The organism is Nevskia sp. (genome assembly GCF_023266035.1).
Lineage (GTDB): Bacteria > Pseudomonadota > Gammaproteobacteria > Nevskiales > Nevskiaceae > Nevskia.
Genome location: NZ_JAHFRY010000044.1, coordinates 1 through 19,939 on the forward strand (window position 1 = coordinate 1; position 19,939 = coordinate 19,939).

Consider the following 19,939-nt stretch of genomic DNA (forward strand, 5'->3'; position numbering starts at 1 on the left):
GATGGCGTTGTCCAAGGTATCGACGCGGCCGATGGCGAGCCGCTGCCGACCGGCGCTGTCCCAGACTTCCACCGGAATCGCCTGCTTGCCGCGCAGCTGCTGCATCAGCGCGGTGACGTGGATGGCGGGAACCGCGAAGGTCAGCGTGATTGGACGGGTCTGGGTGATGCTGACGATGCCGTTCGGATCGCCGGGCTGGACCAGGTTGCCGAGATCCGCCTGCTTCAAGCCGGCGCGGCCACTGATCGGTGCCACCACCTTGGCGTAGGTGAGCTGCAGGCGGGCAGTCGCGAGCGCGGCCTCATCGACCTGGGTGGTGCCTTCCAGCTGATGGACCAGCGCTTCCTGGGTATCGAGCTGCTGCTTGGGAATCGCATCCTTGCTGAGCAGATCGCGATAGCGAAGCAGATCGACTTCAGCACCGGCGAGCTGCGCCTTGTCCCGCGCCAGCGCGCCGTCGGCCTGCTGGGCAGCAGCGGCGAACGCACGCGGATCGATCTGGGCAATCGGCTGGCCGGCTTCCACCTGCTGACCTTCGCGGAAGTTCAGGCTCTGCAGCACGCCGCTGACCTGGGCGCGGACGACCGCCGTGTTCGAGGCCGCCATGCTGCCGATCGCGGCGACCATCACCCGCACGTCCTGGCGCTTGACCGGGCTTGCGGAAACCGCCTGCGGTGGGCCGCCGCCGTGATGGCCGGACGGTGCTTCGTCAGCCGGTGATCGCGACGACCAGAGCCACAGGCCGCCGCCCGCGGCGATCAACAGGACGAGGAACAGGAGCCGGGGCAGGGCGCGTCCACCCTCGACAAGTCGGCCTGTCATGACAGGTCGCGTGGCGGGCAGGGAGAATAGTGGGCCTGCGTTCTTGCGCATGATTCCGGGTCGAGGTGGTGAGCGGCCGTGCCTGCTTCGGCCTGGTCTGCAGGACTTGCCAAGGCAGACTGCCTGCGGCAAGGCCCAGGCGTGTTTCAGATGGCGGCGTGGACTGTTGCAAATGACATCCGCGGTCGCGGTCGTCACACCACGAAGGACCGGGGAGTGCGAAACTTCCGGCCATCGAAGAGAAAAATCACAATCTATGACTCCAATCCAGATGGAGCGCTTGTCGTCGTGGGGCCAACGCTGGCGTCACTGGTTGCTGGGAGGTTTTGCGGTGCTGGTGGCGACCTTGCTGTTCGAGGCGTTGCGCCACCTGATGGCCGAAATGAGCTATGCGGAAGTGATCCAGGCGGTGCAGGACACGCCGCCGCGAGCGATGCTGCTGGCGATCCTGGCGACAGCGCTGAGCTATCTGGCGCTGACCGGCTACGACCATTCCTCGCTGCGCTATGTCGGTGCCAAGGTCGCGTATCCGGTGGTCGCCAAGACCGCGTTCATCGCCTATGCGCTGGCCAACACCATCGGTCTTGGCGTGCTCACCGGCGGCGCGGTGCGCATGCGTCTGTACGGCGCGGCCGGTGTCGAGGCCGGGCAGATTTCCCGGGCGATCGCTTTCAATGCCGCAGCCTTCGGCATCGGCGTGACCGTGGTCGGCGCTGCTGCGCTGCTCTGGGGGGCGACCGCAGTGGCACCGGTCGCCCATCTGCCGGTGCTGGCCCTGCGGGTGATCGCGGCGCTGATCCTGGCCGCCGCCGCCGGACTGTTGCTGCGCTGCTTCCAGTACAAGACGCAGCCTGCGGGCGAAACCAGCACGCGACGCCTGCCGTCCGGATCGCTGGCGCTGCAGCAGCTGCTGTTCTCGGCGATCGACATCGCCGCTTCGGCGGCCGTGCTCTGGCTACTGCTGCCGGCCGGTGCGGTCGGCTTTCCGGCCTTCCTCGGCTTTTACGCGATCGCCACCGTGCTCGGCATCCTCAGCCATGTGCCCGGTGGCCTCGGTGTCTTCGAGGCGATCATGCTGGTGGCGCTTGGCGGTCACGTGCCGACCGAAACCCTGGCCGGCGCGCTGCTGCTCTATCGCGTGATCTATTACCTGCTGCCGCTGCTGGTGGCGCTCGGCCTGCTGGTGATCTCGGAGCTGCAGCGCGGCGTCGCCGCACCGGTGACCCGTGCCGCGGCGGGTCTGGCCCCGCTGCTGCTGGCGGCCTACACCCTGGTGATCGGCGTGCTGCTGCTGGTCTCCGGCGTCACGCCGGCGACCGATGCCGCCACCGAGCTGCTGTCCCTGCATGTGCCGCTGCCGCTGGTCGAGGCCGCGCATTTCCTCGGCAGCATCGCCGGCCTCGGCCTGCTGTTCGTCGCGCGCGGCATGCTGCTGCGGCTGGATGCCGCCTGGTGGGCTGGCCTGTTCCTGGCGGCGGTGAGTCTGGTGCTGTGCTTGCCGAAGGGCATTGCCTTGTCGGAAGCGAGCTTGCTGAGCGTGCTGGTGGCAGCACTGGCACTGTCACGCAAGCAGTTCACCCGCAAGGCTTCGCTGCTGGCGCAGCCATTCACCGGCGGCTGGCTGCTATCGGTCGGCGCCATTCTGGCGGCGCTCACCGGGCTGCTGTTGTTCGCTTATCAGGACGTCGAATACCGCCGCGATCTGTGGTGGCAGTTCGAGTTCGATGGCCACGCGCCGCGCTCCCTGCGGGCGCTGGTCGCGGTAGCGCTGGTGGCGCTGGCCGTCGCCGTGCGCCAGCTGCTGCGGCCACCGCAGGGCAAGCTGGTGAAGACCGATGAAACCTCGCTGAGCAATGCCGAAGCGATCATCCGCCAGCAGGATTCGGCCGATGCCTGCCTGGCCTTGATGGGCGACAAGCAGCTGCTGTTCTCCGAGTCCGGAAAAGCCTTCGTGATGTTCGGCCGCCACGGCCGTTCCTGGGTGTCGCTGTTCGATCCGGTCGGCCCGCAGAGCGAATGGCCGGAGCTGGTCTGGCGCTTCCTGGAGCGCGCTCGCGAATCCGGCGGCCGCGCCTCGTTCTATCAGGTGCGGCCGCAAACCTTGCCGGCCTATCTCGACGCCGGCCTGCGGGTGTTCAAGCTCGGCGAGGACGCTCACGTGTCCTTGCCGGATTTTTCGCTGAAGGGAAAGGCGCGCGCCAACCTGCGCCAGGGCGTCAATCGCGCCGAACGCGAAGGCCTGAGCTTCGAGGTGATTCCGGTTGCCGGCGTGCCGCAGGTGATGGCCGAAATCAAGGCGATCTCCGACGCCTGGCTCGGCGAGCACAACACCGCCGAGAAGGGCTTTTCGCTGGGCGCTTTCGACGAAGCCTATGTGCGACGCCAGCCGGTGGCGCTGGTACGCCAGGGCGCACGCGCCGTGGCCTTCGCGACGCTGATGTCGACCGAGCGCAGGATCGAAGCCTGTGTCGATCTGATGCGCCATCTACCCGATGCGCCGCGTGGCTCGATGGACTATCTGTTCGCCCAGCTGATGCTGCATTTTCAGGCCCAGGGCTTCCTGCGCTTCGGCCTGGGGATGGCGCCGCTGTCCGGCATGGCCGAACATCCGCTCGCCCCGAACTGGCATCGTTTCGGGCGCTTGCTGTTCTCGCACGGCGAGCACTTCTACAACTTCCAGGGACTGCGGGCGTTCAAGGAAAAATTCGATCCGATCTGGGAGCCGCGCTATCTCGCTTCACCGGGCGGCGTGGCGCCGCTGATCGTGCTGACCGACACCGCCGCGCTGATCAGCGGCGGTCTGAGAGGAGTCATTGGCAAATGAGGCAGATCAATGGATGGCTGCGCGCGGTGGTCATCGGCGGCTTGCTGCTGAGCGGGCCGCTGCAGGCGCAGGAGAAGGTTTCCCACGGCCGCTTCAAGGACGTGACGCTGTACAAGCCCAAGGGCGAGGTCAAGTCCTTCGTGCTGTTCCTGTCCGGTGATGCCGGCTGGAACCCGAGCGTCACCAGCATGGCGCAAGCCCTGGTCGACGAGGGCGCGATGGTGGCCGGCATCAGCATGCCGCAGCTGGTCGGCGATCTCGAAAAGGACGGCGGCCAATGCGTATTCCCGGACGGTGATCTGGAAAACCTGTCGCACTACCTGCAGGGCTACGCGAAGCTGTCGACCTATTTCACGCCGACCCTAGTCGGCTACTCCTCCGGCGCCACGCTGGCCTACGCGATGGCGGTCCAAGCGCCGCCCGGCACCTTCGCCGGGGCCATCTCGCTCGGCTTCTGCCCGGATCTGGAAATCCGCAAGCCGCTGTGCAAGGGCGAGGACGTGCAGTTCACCCGGCGCAAGAACGGCAAGGGTGTCGACCTGCTGCCGACCAAGAAACTGCGCGTGCCCTGGATCGCGCTGGCGGGCGATATCGATCAGGTCTGCAAGGCCAAGCCGACCCGTGATTTCGTCGTTCAGGTGCCGGGCGCCGAACTGGTCACCTTGCCGAAGGTCGGCCATGGCTTTTCGGCCCCCGGCAACTGGCTGCCGCAGTACCTCGGTGCCTACCGTTCCCTGACCAAGAAGCAGGTCGCCGAGGCGCCGCCACCGCCGCCACCGAGCCTGGGTGATCTGCCGATCGTCGAAGTCGCCACCAAGATTCCGGGCGATACCTTCGCCGTGCTGCTGTCCGGCGATGGCGGCTGGGCCGGGCTGGACAAGGAGGTGGCCGATGCGCTGTCGGCGAAGGGCATCCCGGTCGCCGGCATCGATTCGCTGCGCTACTTCTGGACTCCGCGAACGCCGCAGGGCCTGGCCACCGATCTCGATCGGGTGCTGCGCTTCTACGCCGCCCACTGGAAGCGATCGAAGGCGCTGCTGATCGGCTATTCGCAGGGTGCCGATGTGCTGCCATTCGCCGTCAACCGCCTGCCGGCCGCCTCGAAGCAACTGGTCGTCGAGACCGTGTTGATGGGCCTCGGCGAAAAGGCCGCATTCGAGTTCCACCTGGGCAACTGGGTCGGCGACGACGATGGCGGCACGCCGATCCTGCCGGAGGCCAGCAAGCTGAGCGCGGCCTCCGCACTGTGCCTGTACGGGCAGGACGAGGACGACTCGCTGTGCCCGAAGATTCCGCCGGGGCATGTCCATGCCATCGCCCTGGCCGGCGGTCATCACTTCGATGGCGACTACGACAAGCTGGTGGAACTGATCCTGTCGAACGCCAAGTGATGAAGCGCTGCTAGCGCTTTGGGGAGCGGCGTCAAAAGCCCTCCCCATGTTTCAAATGTAATGCGTCGGACGGCAGATGAAATCAGCCGTTCCAGACCGCCGCCCAGCATCCACTCACGAGTGGGATGCCGGCGGATCTCCGCACTAGTCCTCCTCGTGATTGCCATGCCGGCCTGCTTGGTGCGGCATGGCTCATTCACTTGCACTCTGGAGAGCTAGCCATGCGCGTCTTTCATCGTCATCACCTCGTCGCCGCCCTGATCCTCGTTTCCGGGTCGGTGTTCGCTGAAGCCAGCATCGACGAGGTGTATCGGACGGCCGCCGCGGGGCATCTGTCCGAAGCCCAGTCGATGATGCAGGAGGTGCTCAAGGCGCATCCGGACAGCGCCAAGGCGCACTTCGTCGAAGCGGAACTGCTGGTCCGCCAGAACAACAACGGCGCCGCACGCGCCGAGCTCGCCAGGGCGACGGCCATCGATCCCGGCCTGGCCTTCGCCAAGCCGCAGGCGGTGGAGGCCTTGAAGACGAGCCTGGGTGCCACACACCAGGATCGCCCGATTCAGGCTTCCGGCCCAGTGCCCTCCCACGGCATGAGCTTCTGGTTCTGGCCGCTGGCTGCTGGCCTGCTGATCGTGGCCCTGCTCTGGAAGCTGGGCCGCAATCGCGGCTTCAGTCCGGTGCCTGCTGCGCGCATGGCCACCCCTTACGGTGAAACGCCGTCACCAGCCTACGGCCCAGCAGCGCCCGCGGCCGCGCCCGGTGTCGGCTCAGGTTTGCTGGGTAGCCTCGCGACTGGTGCTGCGATCGGTGGCGGCATGGTCGCCGGCGAAATGCTCGTGCATCGCTTGCTCGATGGCCCATCCGAACGGGGTGGCGGCTACGCGCCGACCAACAATGATCGGGCCAATGATCGAGACAGGTTTTCAGATCAGGCACCGGCCGATCCGACGATGGGCGGCCAGGACTTCGGCATCGATAACGCCAGCAGCTGGGATGACGACAGCAGCCGGAGTGATGACGGCGGCTGGTAGACCGCACCGGGCCGCGCAACACGGGTTCTGAGGAATAAAGTGCCAGTCACTCGTCGCTCCGATGCGTGACTGGGCCGCCTGGAACAGCAGTTCGTCTCACGAGGCCTTCTGCTGATCCCTGTCGCTGCTGAGACTTCGTTCATCGCACAGCCGTGCGCGCATGAACGGGGGATCAGAACGATGGCCGTGCAATCCAGTATCGCGACTCGAACCGCAGGCGCAGGGCTGCCGGCGAACTCACGCATGGCAACGCCGAGTGCTGCACCGTCGCGCGCAGCAATGGCAGCCTTGCGTGCCGCGGCCGTTTTCTGGTTCGTGGTGACCGTTCTGGGACAGCTTGCGATGGTCGCGTACGTGGTCGGCTTTTATGGCCGCGCCGCGATGAAGGGCGAATTCGAGACCTGGAACAAGGTGCTCCCGAAGGGTTACACCGCTGGCGACACCCTGGGCAATCTCAATCTGTCGCTGCATCTGGCCTTCGTGGTGGTGATCGTCATCAGCGGCGCGCTGCAGCTGACACCGGTGGTGCGCAGGCTGTGGCCGCGCTTTCATCATTGGAACGGTCGCCTTTACTTCGGGTCGGCCTTGCTGATGAGTCTCGGCGGGCTCTACATGGTCTGGACGCGCAACACCGGCGGAGACGTGGGACAGCACCTTTCCACCAGCATCAATGCTCTGCTGATCATCGGCTTCGGCGTCATGGCCGTGCGCGAAGCGATGGCTCGAAGACTCGATCGCCATCGCCGCTGGGCACTGCGCCTGTTCCTCGCGGTGGGCGGCGTCTGGTTCTTCCGGGTCGGCCTGATGTTCTGGATTCTCGTCAACCAGGGTCCGGTCGGCTTCGATCCGCAGACCTTTCGCGGGCCGGCGCTGACGATCATCGCCGTCGGCCAGTACCTGTTGCCGCTAGCGCTGCTGGAGCTTTACTTCCGCGCCCAGCAAGCAGGCTCGCGGCAGCATTTCGCGATGGCCGGCGGACTGGTCGCGATGACCGTGGTCACGGCGGTCGGCGTCTTCGGCGCCTCGATGATCATGTGGCTGCCGCGCCTGTAGCCGCGGGGCGATGCAAGACGCCGCGACGGCGATTCATTGCTATCGTCGTCCCATGCCCACCGAGCCCAATACTCCACGTCTGCAAGGTCTTGCACGGGTGCTCGACTGGCGCCGCGTGCGAATCGCGCTCGGTTCATCGGCTTTGCTGGGGCTGATCGTCAGCCCGTCGTACACCGGGCTGTCACTGATCGAAGTCCTCGGCCGTTTCCTGACCGTGGGCGTCGTCTGCTTGCTGTCTTTCGGACTGTTCGAACGCTGGCCGAACCGACTGCCGCGATGGCTGGCGCGCTGGGTGCTGCAGGTGATCGGCGTGGCGGTGGTGATCCCGTTCACCGCGCTCGCGATCTACCTGGTAGTGACGCAAGGCGACGCGACTCCGCTCTGGAAGAACAACGATCGCCTCGGCGGCATGGCGAAGCTCGCGATGATCGGACTGCTCACCGCACCCTGGATCACCGTAGCGGCGCTGTTCCGTCAGCGCGATTTCGCGGCGCACAGTCAGGCGCTGGCCTTCGAGCTCGAGCGCAGCGAACTGGAGCGGCAGGCGCTCGATTCGCGTCTTCGACTCTTGCAGGCGCAAGTGGAGCCGCACTTTCTGTTCAACACGCTCGCCAATGTCCGAGAGCTGGTGGACTCCGGTTCGCCGCAGGCCTCCACGGTGCTCAATCATCTGATCGGCTATCTGCGCGCGGCCGTGCCGCGCCTGCACGAACCCGCCACGACCATGAGCCAGGAGATGCAATTGGTCCGCGACTATCTGGAACTCATGCACATGCGCATGCCCGATCGCCTGCAGTTCAGCTTGCAGGCCGACCAGCTGGCGCTGAACCTTCAGTGTCCGCCGATGATCCTGCTCAGCTTGGTGGAAAACGCCGTGCGTCATGGCATCGATCCGAGCGAGGAGGGTGGCCGTATCGACGTGCAGGTCAGGCTACGCGATGGCCGTTGTCACGCCGAGGTCAGCGATACCGGTGTCGGCCTGCGCGCCGCTGCGGGCGATGGCCTGGGCACCGGTCTGTCGACCTTGCGCGAACGTCTGCAACTGGTCTTTGCCGGCGATGCGCAGTTGCGGCTCGTCTCGCTGGCGCCGCATGGCATACGCGCCGAACTGGATTTCCCGGCGCGCGAAACGCCTTCATGAATAACCGGCGTCCCACGGCATTGATCGCAGACGATGAGCCGCTGCTCCGCAAGGCACTGGTGCGCATGCTCGCAACGGCCTGGCCCGAGTTGAATGTCGTCGCCCAGGTACGCAACGGCCGCGAGGCCGTGGAACAGTTCGAAGCACTGCAGCCGGACATCTGCTTTCTCGACGTCCACATGCCCGGCCTGTCCGGGATGGAAGCCGCGCGGCTCATCGGGCGGCGCGCGCATCTGGTGTTCGTGACGGCCTACGACCAGTACGCGGTGCAGGCCTTTGAACAAGGCGCACTCGACTACCTGATCAAACCGGTCGAAGTGGAACGTCTCGACGCAACGGCTGCGCGGCTGCGCGAGCGCTTGGCGGCGGCGAAACCCTTGCCGGACACCACGGCATTGCTATCGCTGCTGGCCGAGCACCTGCGCAAGGACGCGCCCCCGGCGCCGCTGCGCTGGGTGCATGTGTCGATCGGACAGACGCTGCGCCTGGTACCGGTGGAGCACATCGACTTCCTGCGCGCCGACGAGAAGTACACGCTGGTTGCCTGGCGTGGTGACGACGGCAAGGCGGGCGAGGGGCTGATCCGCACGCCGCTGAAAGACCTGCTTGCTCAGCTCGATGCATCGCACTTCGCACAAGTGCATCGCGCTGTGGTGGTGAACCTGCGCGCCATCAGCCATGTCACGCGCAGCCTCAACGAGACCGCGCACATTCATCTCAAGGGCCGCAAGGAAATCTTGCCGGTGAGCCGCAGCTACCTGCATCTTTTTCGGCAGATGTAGGCGGCATCGACGTTCTTCCCGAGCGGATGACACCAGCGCGAGTAATTGCGGGCTTCGCGTGGCATGTCTACCGGTAAAAGTGTCGATCTCGTGCACACCATTTTGGGTGGGGAGCGCAAACGTTTGATTTGCGGGGAATTCAAGAAAGATGCCTTGGCAGGCACCCTTTGTGATCAATCAACAGGGAGAGACACACGACGCGATCAGGACCTTCAATGAGCCGTCGTTCGTCTCCGTGACGTCTGTGTGATTGCTTGAAAGCCGGCCCCGACAATCCTGGCGAATCCCCGCCCGATGTCCCGCCGCACTATTTATGGAGCAGAACTCATGTCCAGCGAAAACAAACTGAAAGAAACCATTTCGGTGTTGAACAGCCTCATCGAAACCAGCATGGACGGCCAGAAGGGCTTCAGCAAGGCCGCCGGCCACGCGCACGCGCCCGAACTGCGCACGCTGCTGGAAAGCTATGCAGCAGACTGCGAGAAAAGCGCCGCCGAACTGCAGGCCTGCGTCATCAGCCTGGGCGGCACGCCGGAAACCAGCGGTACCGCTGTCGGTGCCCTGCATCTTGGCTGGCTGAACCTCAAGGCCTCGGTGAGCAGTGACGACGATCTGATGCTGCTCGAGGAGTGCGAGCGCGGTGAAGATCATGCGAAGGCCGAGTACATCAAGGCCATGCAGGCGCCGATGTCCGGCGAAGTCCGGAGCTTGCTGCAGCGCCAGTGTGACGGTGCCAAGGTCCATCACGACCGCATCCGCGATCTGCGCAATCAGCACCGCGAGGCTGAAACGATCTAAGTCGTTTCCTCCAACAGGTGATTGGCTATCGCGATTCGCGTGTAGCTAAAACCTGAAGGCCATCGGGCACGTCCAGCAAAGACTGGGCGTGCCCGATTTGCGTGGGGCCGCTGCTCGCTTGAGCAATCAGGCAATGAGGTGAAAGCCCGAACGCGTTCTTGAACACACGGCAGAAGTGCGACAGCTCACTGAAGCCATAGTTGAACGCGACATCTGCCTCGTCAATACGCCAATGGCGCCGACACGGCGAGTGATTCCTTGCGCCTTTGGCAGTCCGGTGCAAATCCTGGCAAGCCGCGTCAAGCCTTGTGCCTCGCAGCACCGTAGCGTGTGTGCGGCACAGCTGCCGACAGAGCAGCTCATCGCCGATGCGAACGAGAGAGGAGAGAAGACATGGCTTTTGATTTCAAGGTGGCCGAAGCGTTTTCGCTGAAGGGCAGGATCGCGCTGGTCACCGGCGCGGCGTCCGGCATGGGCGAGCGGCTCGCTCATACCTTGGCTGGGGCAGGCGCGACGGTCATCTGCGCATCGCGGCGCAAGGACCGTATCGAGAAAGTGGCTGCGGACATCGTCGCGGCCGGCGGCCAGGCCGTGGCGATCGAACTGGACGTGGGCGACAGCGACAGCGTCAAGCGCGTCTTCGAGCATGCGCAGCGCGAGGTCGGTCTGGTCGACGTGTTGGTCACGCTCACTGCATGAGCACCAAGCTGAAGGTCCGGCGCCGCCTTCGCGGCGCCGGACCTTACTGCACTACGATTTTCAGGCTGCCTTGTCGACGCCGACGAGCTTCGACACCGTACCGTTCACCGCGATGCGACGGGGCTTCGCCGACTCGGGGATGCGGCGGACCAGATCGACAGTGAGCAAGCCGTTCTTGAGGGTGGCGGTCTGCACCTCGATGTAGTCGGCGAGGCGGAAACTCAGCTTGAACGCACGCTGCGCAATGCCGCGATGCAGGTACTGCGTTTCATCCGCGGTCTCGCGCCGGGTCGAGCCGATGGTGAGCACGTCCTTCTCGACCTGAATTTCGAGATCTTCGTCGGCCATGCCGGCTGCGGCTACGACGATGCGGTACTCGTCCTCGCTTTTCTTCTCGACGTTGTACGGCGGATAGCTGGCAGCTTCAACGCGCATCGAAGCCTCGACGAGATCGTTGAAGCGGTCGAAGCCGATGGTGGAGCGATAAAGCGGAGCAAGGGAAAAGCTGTTCATGAAAATAACCTCCTGACAATCAGCGAAGTGGAATGTGTCGGAACCCGAACTGCGGCATCCCGACAGAAACGATCTATGGCAGATCTACTTCGTTTCAAGAGGTGTTCGGTACGCGTTCAGCGCTTCAGCCGCGAAAGTGATGCCGCTCCATCCGCTGCGCATGAAGTTGCGGATGTTCTGGTGGTCGCTCGCATCCGGGTGCTGCAGCACGTCTTCACGGTAGTAGCGACCGAAGCAGGCAAGCGTTTCGTTCTGGCTCAGACCCTGCAGCTTCGCGAACGCAAATATCTTGCAAGAGCCTCCGTTCTGGTCAGCGGCGTTTTCGACGTCTCCATTCCGGAAGACCGTCGGCGTGTACCGGTAGTGACTTTCGATCGCCGCAATGGTGTCGGCGAATTCGATCTGCTCGGGTGTTTCGCGCAGGCGTTGGAGGAAAGCGGTCAGCGACATGGTCGAGCGGAGTTCAATCGGGGCGCACATTTTAGCCGCGCCTTGATCGAAAACGTCGGCCGCATACCAGCCCGCCAAGTGGCAACGATGTCGTCTTTCGGACAGGTGTCGATCGGCCCGACCTGCAACCGGAAAAGCAGGCGAGGGCCGCCGGCACGACTGCCGTCAATGAAGACGTCGCGATGACCGAGGCATCAAAGCTGAAGGGGTAGCTCGAGATGTTCGCGATAGATGAAATCGCGGTGCGCCATCAGGACCGGCGTGGTGGCCGCGCGCAGCGCTGGATCGCGGTTGGTGTACACCGCGCGGAACAGGGGCGCCATCTCACAGAGGTCGGGCGGAAGCGGTTCGAGCATCGCTGCGGCGGTAGCCCAGTAGATGTCCAGTGCGGTGAGCGAATCGCCGATGAAATAGCGTGAGCCGCGTGCCTGCTGTTTCTCGAGCTGTGCGGTGAAGCGCTGCATGATCTCGACGCAGCGCCCCGGCGCCGCCGCCGATACTTCCGGCCCGTACCAGTATTTGCGCCCGAGCTTGTCGTAGATGTCACGCGTTGTCGCGTCGCACTCCGGGCGGGTGAAGTCGCGCACCATCAGGTGTCGCCGGTTCCATGAGAAGCCATTCTCGCCCATCAGTTCGTTAGCCAGACCGAACATCAGCAGGCGCTCGTCCCAGTCCTGCGGAATGAGTCGCGGCGTGGGTGCCAGCCGCTCGAACAGGAACAGCTGTTCGATCCAGGTGCAGCGGGGTGGCTCATCGTTCCAGCAGGCGACCGGCGCAGTGGTCTGTGCGGTCCAGCGCAGCAGCTCGGGATTGGCGCCCAGCACATCCTGCCGCGCTCTTAAGTAAGGCAATTTCTTGACATGCAGGATGCCCTTGGCCGCTTCGCTGAACGGCCCGGGGATGCCCGGCGTGAGCACCACGCGCAGGCCCGGCATGGCGATGGCGTCGGCGACTTCGACATATCGGCTCATGCAAGGTTTCCAGGTCCATCCGCTTTCGGCGCTGCTCCGGTCAGCGATGTTCGCGCCGAGATCTCGATCCAGTTGCCGTCGGGGTCCTTCACAAAACCGAAACGCGCCACATCACGGAAGCTGATCGCGGCGCGTGCGAGCCGTCCGCCGCGCGCGATGATCCCGCGCATCGCCACGTCGGCGTCGAAGATCTGCACGGTGAGATAGCGGTAGCCGAGGCCGATGAAATCCTCGGTCTCGCTGCCGCCGGGTCCTTCCTTGACGAACAACAGCGTGTCTCCACAGCGGGCGGTGTTCGCGTCGATACGATCGAACTCCATCGCGCCGGTGTAGAACGCCATCATCCGAGATGGGTCGGGTGTGCGCACGGTAATGCCGATGCGAGTGAGCCCGTCGGTACCTGGCGGTATGAGGCGGACAGCGTTGCCATCTGCGTCCACTCCGTCCCAGTGCCTGTCGTGACAGACGATGCTGAGGCCGACGTAACCCGTGGGCGGCAGCACCGGCAGCTCGTCAGCCCAGTGGTTGACCTTGATCACGGAGCCGTGGGCGTCGAAGCGGTGCTGTACCCAGCCCGGCCTCAATTCCAGTTCGTGATCCAGACGCAGACCTGCGGTGCCTTTCCAGAACTCGCGTTGCGGCCCGATATCGCGCGTGAACAGGCCAAGGTCCAGATGCTGCTTGGCGAGCTTCATTGGCGAGACCTAGTCCGGCAGATCATCGAGCGCTTCGTTGTCGAGCGCCTGCAGCGCGCCGCCAATCGCCATGTGCATGAGCATCTTGTCGCCGCGCTCGGTGCGCTTGACGATAAGCGTTGCGGCAATGGCCACCGCGATCACGGCGAAGCTGTAGTGCGCGTAGTCGCGCAGCAGGTGATCGAAGCTGTAGTCGTGCACGCCATGCCGCAGCAGATCCTCGTGATACTCCTTGAGCAGAGCGCGCTCGTGAGTCTTGCGGGTCTGGCGGTCGAAGATGCCGCTGAGGAAGTAGGCGACGTCCATGCCGGAACCGAGAAAGTTGCTGGTCTGCCAATCGACCACGCAGATGCGATCGTTGGGGCCGCCGAACAGCATGTTGTCGGGCCTGAAATCGTTGTGGGAAAAGCACTTCGGGAACTCGCGCGGGCGATTCCAGTACGCGTGATTGCGTACGTACTTGTCACCCACGCGCTTGAACTCAGGCGTGAGGTACTCGGTGTAGTGCTTGCACACATGATCCCAGGATCGCTCGATCAGCTCGGTGGTGTAGAAGCCCTGCGCACCCTCCGGCACGTAGAGCCACGGCTGGGCCATCAATTCCCTGTCGTTCCAGAACGCCGCGTGCAGCAACGCCGCTTCCTTGAGCGCGCGGCGCGCCTCGTCCAACGTGCAGCCCTTGAACTGGTCACCTTGACGCGCGGGTGCCATGTCTTCGAGCAGCAACGTGAAGTCGTTGGCCTGGTCGATCTCGGCGACGTACACCGTAGGCGTGCGGATCTTCGCGCGATGCGCCAGCTCGCGGTAGAACATTACCTCGGAGCGATAGAAGCCCATGGTCTTGCCGGACTCGGCCGCCACCGCATTGGCCGAGGGAAATTTTCCGACCACCGACTTCGGCGCTTCTGGCGGCGGCGCGCCCTTGTATTGCAGGTGGAAACGGCGGGTCTCGCCGAGTTGGCCGGTGCCGACCTGCTCCATGCGCAGGCTCTCGACGCTGGCGTCCACACCTCGTTGCAGGAGGGCTTGCGTGATCCATGCCGGCGTTACCTGATCCGGCGTCACGATGGCGAGGGCTTCGGTCATGGAGCGCTCAGGCAGCTTTCTTGGACTGAGTCCACGCGACAGCCGACGGCTCCGGGAGCGGGCAGCTCTCGCTGACCAGCTGCGTCACCTTGAGGATGCGCCCCAGGCCCAACGCCATCGCGCTCCACATCAGCAGTTCGGTGATCTGCTCGTCGCCGAAGTGTTTCTTCAGCTCGGCGAAATGCTCCTCGGTGATCGCGTGGTGGTTGTTGCCGAAGGCCGTGGCGAAACGCACCACGGCGCGTTCCTTGTCGTTCAGCGTTTTGCTGTCGACGCCGGGGATCGCGGAGATGTCCTGCTCGTCGACCTCGTCCGTGTAACGCACCGCCTGGCAAAGCTGGCATTGCGTACCCTGCGCGATGGCGAGGCGGGCCAGCTCGGTGATGCGCGGGCCGAGCTTGTTGTCGAACCAGATGCTGAAGTAGTACGGGAAGAAGGTCTCGCAGTGCTTGGGAATGTTGCCGAGTAGACCGATGTACTCCTGGAAGTGCGGCATGAACGCCGGATCAACCTTGGGGTACAGATCGTCCGCGATACTGCGCATGTAAGGGGTCAGGTTCTGGTGTTCGACGGTTCCGACGAGCATGAGATTTCTCCGGTGAGGCAGGGGCCTGCTCACGATGGTACGGAGGGCGGCGGCACAGAAATTGGCCAGGACTGACATCGGATTGGGCCAGAACGGACCCCGGAATCGCCCGACTATGAAAGGCGATCGGCAGCGCCATACTGGTCCGGTCAGCCAAGGTCAGAAGAGCACCGCCATGACGACTCTCCCGTCGCCGCTTGTCCACGGATGGCAGGATCCGGATGTGTGGAGCACCGGCACGGTTGCGCCAAGCAAGCAGTTCGAATGCTGGCGAGCATTCGTGGTGGACGCGCACATGCGATGGGACATTCGCCCTGTTCGCTGCGACTGCTTCCCCGCGTACCTGCGTCAGGGTCGCTTCGAGGGCTATCGCCTGACACACCTCACCGCACATCGCGGAGGCATCGTCGGCCGGCGCGGCCCGCACGAGATTGCGCTCGACGACGAGGCCTTCTTCAACCTCATCTACATCGCGGAAGGCTCGATCAGCCTGACCATCGGTGGTCAGGACATCGCGCTCATGCCGGGTCAGTTCACGCTGTGGGACACCACGCGGCCGATGCGTTTCGTCACCGGCGAGAACCTGCGCCAGATCACTTTTGCCGTGCCGCAGTTGGCGCTGCGGCGAGTGCTGCCGCGTGTCGATGCCTATATCGGGCGGCCAATCGACTCGGCTGCCGACGTGAGTCGGCTGTTCGTGAATCACCTGCTGTCGCTGGACGAGACCTTCGGCGAGTTGCCGCAGGCCGCGGCTGGGCACGTGCTACGCGCAACACTGGAGTTGCTCGCGGCTACGCTGCGCGCCAAGGATTCGACCGAACGGCACGATGGCTCCCATTTGCTGCTGCATCAGGCCATGAACTACGTCGAGCAGCATCTTGGCGAGCCGGCGCTGGACACTCGTGCAATCGCGCGTGCTTACGACATCAGCGAGCGCCATTTGCATCGCCTGTTCGAGCGAGCCGAAACCACGCCAGCAGCGTGGATTCGTCATCAACGTCTCGAGCGTTGCCGCAACGATCTCCACGGGTCGCCACGCACGAGCATCACCGAGATCGCCTATCGATGGGGATTTCGTGACTCAGGCACGTTCAGCAAGATCTTTCGCAAGGCGTTTGGAGTAACGCCTCGCCAGGAGCGGGCGGGCCTCGTCGACAGACCTGATCTCAAGGAATGAGAGCTGGTTGTCGAACGAGCTTGCTCTGCAAGGTCTCCGACTGGCGCGAGCGCGCGTCCTAGTCGGGCAGGGTTTCTCCGGAGCCGCCCATCTCGGCCGGGAAGTCTTTCATCTTCGGTAGCCCGTCCTTCACGCTCAGCACTTTCTCTGCATAGTTGACGTGGACGGCCGGCAGGAACTTCAGAGTCGGGATCACGGCTGCGTAGACGTCGACCAAACCCATCGGCGGATGGTCGCTGAAGACATGGCCGCCGCAAGTCTTGCACCACTTGCGATAGCTCACCGGCGTCTTGTTGTAGGTCCCGATGTTGTCGGCACCCTGGGTCACCTTCAGTGACTCCGGCTTCCACAGGCTGAACGCGTTGAGCGGCCCCGCTGACCAGTGTCGGCAGGACTCGCAATGGCAGTAGCCCATCGCGACCGGCTCGCCCGTGACGGTGAATTGCACCGCACCGCAGAAACAGCTGCCTTGATGTTCGCTCACGGTTGCTCTCCTTGATTGACGGGATTCACGTCGAGTTCCAACGAGCGATCTGCAATCGACTGTTGAGGCGACGCTTCACGCTGGCCCATGAAACGGCGCAGCACCTGTGGATCATACCCATCGGCTCGCCAGCAAGTCGTGCGGTGATCACCGCCGGGTCCATCTTGATTATCTTGGCAAGCGGCTTAGGGTCTGCCCTGCAATGAGTGACCATAGCTGCCTTCAGCCATCAAGCGCTGGGAAGGACGCCTACCCACTCCTCACTTTTGCCCCAGAGCGTACGAGCCAGGTTTGCATCGCTCGCGATCTCCGAAGGCCGGCTGCTGCGGCAGTTGTCGTAGTACAGGCCGCTGTCGCCAGCCAGCACCGGGTCCGTGGCGCAGTGCAGGGTGGTCTCAGCTCCTTCGTCCTCACTGATCATGAAACGCTTGATCAGACCATCGAGAGGCCAGGGCACGGCGCGCCAGACATTGGTGGCAACGACGCCGGGATGGACGGCATAGCTGGTGACGCCGCTGCCTTTCAGCCTGCGCGCCAGTTCCGCGGCGAACAGGATGTTGGCCAGCTTGGCGACGGCGTATTCCTTCAAGCCGCCGGCACTCTGCGTCGGCCGCCGCAGGGCTTCGAAGTCGATGCCCTTGGCGTGACGATGGGCCTTGCTGGCGACCACCACGATGCGGGACGGTGCCGCGGCCTTGAGGGCATCCATCAGCAGTTGAGTCAGCAGGAAGTGACCGATGTGGCAGACACCGAAGCTCAGCTCGAAGCCGGATGCGCTCATCCCGCGTTGACCCGCCAGTCCGGCGTTGGCGATCAGCAGGTGCAACGGCAGGCCGCGAGCCAGGAAGCGCTCGGCGCAAATGCGGACCGAGGCCAGGTCGCCAAGATCGAGCGGCAGGAACTCGGCTCTGGCGGTGCCGCCGCTGCGCTGCGCGATGTTGTCGAGCACTGCTTGCGTGCTGGTTTCATTCCGGCAAGCGAGGAACACGTGCCAACCCTGAAGCGCCAGTTCCCGCGCAGTGACCTTGCCGATGCCGGAGTTGGCGCCGGTGACGAGTGCGACCTTGCCGTTCGGCGTGATGGTGTTCATGGCGGATCAGATCTCGGGTAGCGGGGACGGGGTGATCAGGAGAGGAAATACTGATCGGCTTCTTGACGCCGAGCTTTCAGGAAGCACCTTCCAGATTGGTGCGCATCTTGGCCAGGAAGGCCAGAAGTTGCTGCCGCTCGAGGAGACTCAAGCCCTCGACGGCCAGGCTGGACAGACGTTGTCTCTGGCGGTGCAGGGTTCGATGGATGGCGGTGCCATCCGCCGTCAGGTAGAGCCGCAGATTGCGTCGGTCTCCTTCATCGGCCTTGGCCTCAAGCAGGCCCCGATCCCGCAAGCCGCCGATCAGGCGAGCGAGTTGGCCCTTGTCGCGGCCCGTGTGGGAAACCAGATCGCTGAGGGTCGCCCCGATCCGCCGAGAGAAAAAGCCCAATACCTTGCTTTCCATGGTCGTGAGCTCATGTGGCCCATCGCGCAGGACGCGGTACTGCTGCGCGCGAAACAGATGCATGACCGAGTGGATCGACTCGACCACGGTCTCTGCGATCTGGCCTTCGGTTTGATTGACAATATCAACTGATTTTTGCATGATGGTTGATATTATCAACTACAAAGCCGGAAACTTGAAGCCCCGTCGTGACAAAGGCCAGGGCAGGTGACCGACGCAAAGGAACCATCCGTGTATTCATTCACCGCAAGCGCGGAACGCCGGCTCCTCTGGCTGCTGGCTTTTACCCAGTTCACCGTCATCATGGATTTCATGGTGATGATGCCGCTGGGGCCGCAGATCATGCGGGCCTTCGACATTTCCCCGGCCGCTTTCGCCACCGCGGTCTCGGCTTATTCCTGGTGTGCAGGCTTGTCGGGACTGCTGGCATCGATCTACATCGACCGGTCCGATCGACGCTCGCTGCTGTTGACGATGTACGCGCTGTTCTCGGTGTCCAATTTGGTCTGCGCCTGCGCCGGCAGCTTTGAAGTCCTGCTGATTGCCCGCGCGTTTGCCGGAATCTCCGGGGGCGTGATGACGTCGCTGATCATGGCCATCGTCGGCGATGTCATCCCGTCGCATCGGCGTGGTGCTGCTACCGGCATCGTCATGTCGGCCTTCTCCCTGGCCTCCGTGATCGGCGTTCCGGTGGGCATCGCCTTGGGTGCTCACTTCGGCTGGAGCACCCCTTTCTTCCTGCTGTTCGGACTGACGCTGGTCATCGGGCTGATCGGATATTGGCTCGTGCCCTCGCTGACCGCGCACCTGGCGGGCGGACTGCGCCCGTTCTCCCGGGCGTTGCCTGATCTCCTGAAGCTGATAACCGAGCCTCGCTATCGACCCGCGTTCCTGCTGAGTTTCAGCCTCATGGTTGCCCACATGATGGTGATCGCGTTCATCTCACCATTCCTGGTGGCCAACCATGGGGTTGCTCCGGCCAGCATCGCCTGGATGTACTGCGTCGGTGGAATCGCGCCGTTCTTCACCTCACGATTGATCGGCCGGCTGGCGGATCGCTACGGACATCGGCGGGTCCTGCAGGTGATGCTCCTGATCTCGCTGGTGCCAGTGCTGTTCCTGACACATCTGCCGCCGCTTCCATTCTGGGCAATCGTGCTGTTCTTTCCATTCTTCATGGTCGCGATGACGGGACGCATGGTGCCGTTTCAGGCACTGCTGACCACCGTGCCCAAGCCACAGGCGCGCGGCGCCTTCCTGAGCGTCAACAGTTCGTTTCAATCATTGGGCAGCGGCTGCGGCGCGTGGCTCGGTGGAATGATCCTGTCGACGGCTGCCAACGGCGCTATCACTGGTTACGGGACGGTCGGCTGGATCGCTGCCGCACTCGCGCTGTGCGTCTGCGCCGGAACCGCGTGGGTTGCTACGTACACGCGTTCAAGCGATCCCGGGCCAGATCAGATCACCCCGACTGGCGCCATTCAGCCGGACAGTTAACGTGCAGGCAAAACTGGCGCTCGATCATTTCATCCTCGGCCTTCGTCGCGCCATCGGTTCCATGTGCGGTGTCCTCGGCGGGGCCGATGCACTGATCTTCACCGGCGGCATCGGAGAACGTCGCGCACTTGTGCGATACGCGCTCGCCGCAGCGATACCCGGTTGCGTACTCGATGAATCGGCCAATGAGCGAGCCTGCGGAGACGCCGTGATCTCTGCAGCCACTTTCTTGCGTCGTTGAAAACTCGGTTCAGCAGGCCCATCAAGAACTCCGGATCGGACGACATGGTCTTGGACCGGCATCGGCTGGGATATCTCCACAGCGCTTCGGCAATGACCCGTCGACGCGAACTACCACGATCGGGTTCTTGGTCATTGATCTGCGTCAACGCTCGCAGCAGCGATCGCGCATAAGGTGAACGTACCGCCTTGCTGCCGGCTCA

22 protein-coding genes are annotated in these 19,939 nt (G+C 63.9%); 11 read left to right on the forward strand and 11 right to left on the reverse strand.

What is annotated here, in order from left to right; genetic code table 11:
• A partial coding sequence (locus Q0D45_RS08680; protein ID WP_293391334.1) for an efflux RND transporter periplasmic adaptor subunit occupies positions 1–822 on the reverse strand: 822 nt, incomplete at its 3' end.
• A 256-nt stretch (positions 823–1,078) separates the two neighbouring features.
• On the opposite strand from Q0D45_RS08680, the gene mprF reads away from it, so the two are divergent.
• From mprF to Q0D45_RS08715, 7 genes are all read left to right on the forward strand, one after another.
• A complete protein-coding gene (mprF, locus tag Q0D45_RS08685; RefSeq protein WP_293391337.1) occupies positions 1,079–3,646 on the forward strand; it encodes a bifunctional lysylphosphatidylglycerol flippase/synthetase MprF in 2,568 nt (855 codons plus the stop codon).
• Positions 3,643–5,037 (forward strand): AcvB/VirJ family lysyl-phosphatidylglycerol hydrolase, encoded by a 1,395-nt coding sequence (locus tag Q0D45_RS08690; protein ID WP_293391340.1) that lies wholly within the window; start codon positions 3,643–3,645, stop codon positions 5,035–5,037. Before mprF ends, Q0D45_RS08690 begins: the two co-directional genes overlap by 4 nt.
• A gap of 221 nt (positions 5,038–5,258) precedes the next feature.
• Entirely contained in the window at positions 5,259–6,068 is an 810-nt protein-coding gene (locus Q0D45_RS08695) for a tetratricopeptide repeat protein (RefSeq protein ID WP_293391343.1), read from the forward strand.
• Between the two features lie 243 nt (positions 6,069–6,311).
• The gene (locus Q0D45_RS08700) at positions 6,312–7,121 is read left to right on the forward strand and encodes a DUF2306 domain-containing protein (RefSeq protein WP_293391346.1); all 810 of its coding nucleotides are present in this window, start codon (positions 6,312–6,314) and stop codon (positions 7,119–7,121) included.
• Positions 7,122–7,173: 52 nt separating this feature from the next.
• Positions 7,174–8,262 (forward strand): histidine kinase, encoded by a 1,089-nt coding sequence (locus tag Q0D45_RS08705; RefSeq protein ID WP_293391349.1) that lies wholly within the window; start codon positions 7,174–7,176, stop codon positions 8,260–8,262.
• Complete coding sequence (locus Q0D45_RS08710) at positions 8,259–9,044, forward strand: LytTR family DNA-binding domain-containing protein (protein ID WP_293391351.1); 786 nt, start codon at positions 8,259–8,261, stop codon at positions 9,042–9,044. The genes Q0D45_RS08705 and Q0D45_RS08710 overlap by 4 nt, the downstream gene beginning before the upstream one ends.
• Before the next feature lie 327 nt (positions 9,045–9,371).
• A complete protein-coding gene (locus Q0D45_RS08715) occupies positions 9,372–9,842 on the forward strand; it encodes a PA2169 family four-helix-bundle protein (RefSeq protein WP_293391354.1) in 471 nt (156 codons plus the stop codon).
• Positions 9,843–9,867: 25 nt separating this feature from the next.
• Here Q0D45_RS08715 and Q0D45_RS21625 read toward each other — a convergent pair whose 3' ends face one another.
• Positions 9,868–10,164 (reverse strand): AraC family transcriptional regulator, encoded by a 297-nt coding sequence (locus Q0D45_RS21625; protein ID WP_366946390.1) that lies wholly within the window; start codon positions 10,162–10,164, stop codon positions 9,868–9,870.
• Positions 10,165–10,235: 71 nt separating this feature from the next.
• Between Q0D45_RS21625 and Q0D45_RS08720 the strand changes: the two genes are divergently transcribed.
• Positions 10,236–10,541 carry an SDR family NAD(P)-dependent oxidoreductase gene (locus Q0D45_RS08720; RefSeq protein ID WP_293391356.1) on the forward strand — a complete coding sequence of 102 codons (306 nt, stop codon included), beginning with the start codon at positions 10,236–10,238 and terminating at the stop codon, positions 10,539–10,541.
• Positions 10,542–10,601: 60 nt separating this feature from the next.
• On the opposite strand, the gene Q0D45_RS08725 is transcribed toward Q0D45_RS08720, so the two are convergent.
• The 6 genes from Q0D45_RS08725 to Q0D45_RS08750 all read right to left on the reverse strand — a co-directional run bounded on the left by Q0D45_RS08725 (position 10,602) and on the right by Q0D45_RS08750 (position 14,842).
• Positions 10,602–11,054 (reverse strand): Hsp20 family protein, encoded by a 453-nt coding sequence (locus Q0D45_RS08725; protein WP_293391359.1) that lies wholly within the window; start codon positions 11,052–11,054, stop codon positions 10,602–10,604.
• 84 nt (positions 11,055–11,138) lie between these two features.
• Entirely contained in the window at positions 11,139–11,504 is a 366-nt protein-coding gene (locus tag Q0D45_RS08730) for a HopJ type III effector protein (RefSeq protein ID WP_293391361.1), read from the reverse strand.
• A gap of 194 nt (positions 11,505–11,698) precedes the next feature.
• Complete coding sequence (locus tag Q0D45_RS08735; RefSeq protein WP_293391363.1) at positions 11,699–12,475, reverse strand: hypothetical protein; 777 nt, start codon at positions 12,473–12,475, stop codon at positions 11,699–11,701.
• Entirely contained in the window at positions 12,472–13,170 is a 699-nt protein-coding gene (locus Q0D45_RS08740; RefSeq protein ID WP_293391365.1) for a VOC family protein, read from the reverse strand. The genes Q0D45_RS08735 and Q0D45_RS08740 overlap by 4 nt, the downstream gene beginning before the upstream one ends.
• A gap of 9 nt (positions 13,171–13,179) precedes the next feature.
• Positions 13,180–14,256, reverse strand: a complete 1,077-nt coding sequence (locus Q0D45_RS08745; protein WP_293391367.1) for an oxidoreductase family protein — start codon at positions 14,254–14,256, stop codon at positions 13,180–13,182.
• 7 nt (positions 14,257–14,263) lie between these two features.
• Complete coding sequence (locus Q0D45_RS08750) at positions 14,264–14,842, reverse strand: hypothetical protein (protein ID WP_293391369.1); 579 nt, start codon at positions 14,840–14,842, stop codon at positions 14,264–14,266.
• 175 nt (positions 14,843–15,017) lie between these two features.
• On the opposite strand from Q0D45_RS08750, the gene Q0D45_RS08755 reads away from it, so the two are divergent.
• Positions 15,018–16,019: a helix-turn-helix domain-containing protein gene (locus Q0D45_RS08755; RefSeq protein ID WP_293391371.1), complete on the forward strand. Its 1,002-nt coding sequence runs from the start codon at positions 15,018–15,020 to the stop codon at positions 16,017–16,019.
• A gap of 58 nt (positions 16,020–16,077) precedes the next feature.
• Here Q0D45_RS08755 and Q0D45_RS08760 read toward each other — a convergent pair whose 3' ends face one another.
• The 3 genes from Q0D45_RS08760 to Q0D45_RS21630 all read right to left on the reverse strand — a co-directional run bounded on the left by Q0D45_RS08760 (position 16,078) and on the right by Q0D45_RS21630 (position 18,140).
• Positions 16,078–16,503: a GFA family protein gene (locus Q0D45_RS08760; RefSeq protein WP_293391373.1), complete on the reverse strand. Its 426-nt coding sequence runs from the start codon at positions 16,501–16,503 to the stop codon at positions 16,078–16,080.
• A gap of 229 nt (positions 16,504–16,732) precedes the next feature.
• Positions 16,733–17,593: an SDR family oxidoreductase gene (locus Q0D45_RS08765; protein ID WP_293391375.1), complete on the reverse strand. Its 861-nt coding sequence runs from the start codon at positions 17,591–17,593 to the stop codon at positions 16,733–16,735.
• Positions 17,594–17,669: 76 nt separating this feature from the next.
• On the reverse strand, positions 17,670–18,140 hold the full coding sequence (locus Q0D45_RS21630) for a MarR family transcriptional regulator (RefSeq protein ID WP_366946391.1): 471 nt from the start codon (positions 18,138–18,140) through the stop codon (positions 17,670–17,672).
• Between the two features lie 90 nt (positions 18,141–18,230).
• Here Q0D45_RS21630 and Q0D45_RS08775 point away from each other — a divergent pair, with 90 nt between their 5' ends.
• Entirely contained in the window at positions 18,231–19,496 is a 1,266-nt protein-coding gene (locus Q0D45_RS08775; protein WP_293391379.1) for an MFS transporter, read from the forward strand.
• Between the two features lies 1 nt (position 19,497).
• The gene (locus Q0D45_RS08780) at positions 19,498–19,737 is read left to right on the forward strand and encodes a hypothetical protein (protein ID WP_293391381.1); all 240 of its coding nucleotides are present in this window, start codon (positions 19,498–19,500) and stop codon (positions 19,735–19,737) included.
• Positions 19,738–19,939 lie beyond the last annotated feature (202 nt).

Coding starts and splice junctions, on each gene's coding strand:
- Q0D45_RS08765 (WP_293391375.1), bottom strand. CDS start 17,593: ATGAACACCATCACGCCGAACGGCAAGGTCGCACTCGTCACCGGCGCC.
- mprF (WP_293391337.1), top strand. CDS start 1,079: ATGACTCCAATCCAGATGGAGCGCTTGTCGTCGTGGGGCCAACGCTGG.
- Q0D45_RS08720 (WP_293391356.1), top strand. CDS start 10,236: ATGGCTTTTGATTTCAAGGTGGCCGAAGCGTTTTCGCTGAAGGGCAGG.
- Q0D45_RS08755 (WP_293391371.1), top strand. CDS start 15,018: ATGACGACTCTCCCGTCGCCGCTTGTCCACGGATGGCAGGATCCGGAT.
- Q0D45_RS08730 (WP_293391361.1), bottom strand. CDS start 11,504: ATGTCGCTGACCGCTTTCCTCCAACGCCTGCGCGAAACACCCGAGCAG.
- Q0D45_RS08705 (WP_293391349.1), top strand. CDS start 7,174: ATGCCCACCGAGCCCAATACTCCACGTCTGCAAGGTCTTGCACGGGTG.
- Q0D45_RS08740 (WP_293391365.1), bottom strand. CDS start 13,170: ATGAAGCTCGCCAAGCAGCATCTGGACCTTGGCCTGTTCACGCGCGAT.
- Q0D45_RS08715 (WP_293391354.1), top strand. CDS start 9,372: ATGTCCAGCGAAAACAAACTGAAAGAAACCATTTCGGTGTTGAACAGC.
- Q0D45_RS08735 (WP_293391363.1), bottom strand. CDS start 12,475: ATGAGCCGATATGTCGAAGTCGCCGACGCCATCGCCATGCCGGGCCTG.
- Q0D45_RS21630 (WP_366946391.1), bottom strand. CDS start 18,140: ATGCAAAAATCAGTTGATATTGTCAATCAAACCGAAGGCCAGATCGCA.
- Q0D45_RS08750 (WP_293391369.1), bottom strand. CDS start 14,842: ATGCTCGTCGGAACCGTCGAACACCAGAACCTGACCCCTTACATGCGC.
- Q0D45_RS08710 (WP_293391351.1), top strand. CDS start 8,259: ATGAATAACCGGCGTCCCACGGCATTGATCGCAGACGATGAGCCGCTG.
- Q0D45_RS08745 (WP_293391367.1), bottom strand. CDS start 14,256: ATGACCGAAGCCCTCGCCATCGTGACGCCGGATCAGGTAACGCCGGCA.
- Q0D45_RS08700 (WP_293391346.1), top strand. CDS start 6,312: ATGGCAACGCCGAGTGCTGCACCGTCGCGCGCAGCAATGGCAGCCTTG.
- Q0D45_RS08695 (WP_293391343.1), top strand. CDS start 5,259: ATGCGCGTCTTTCATCGTCATCACCTCGTCGCCGCCCTGATCCTCGTT.
- Q0D45_RS08725 (WP_293391359.1), bottom strand. CDS start 11,054: ATGAACAGCTTTTCCCTTGCTCCGCTTTATCGCTCCACCATCGGCTTC.
- Q0D45_RS08690 (WP_293391340.1), top strand. CDS start 3,643: ATGAGGCAGATCAATGGATGGCTGCGCGCGGTGGTCATCGGCGGCTTG.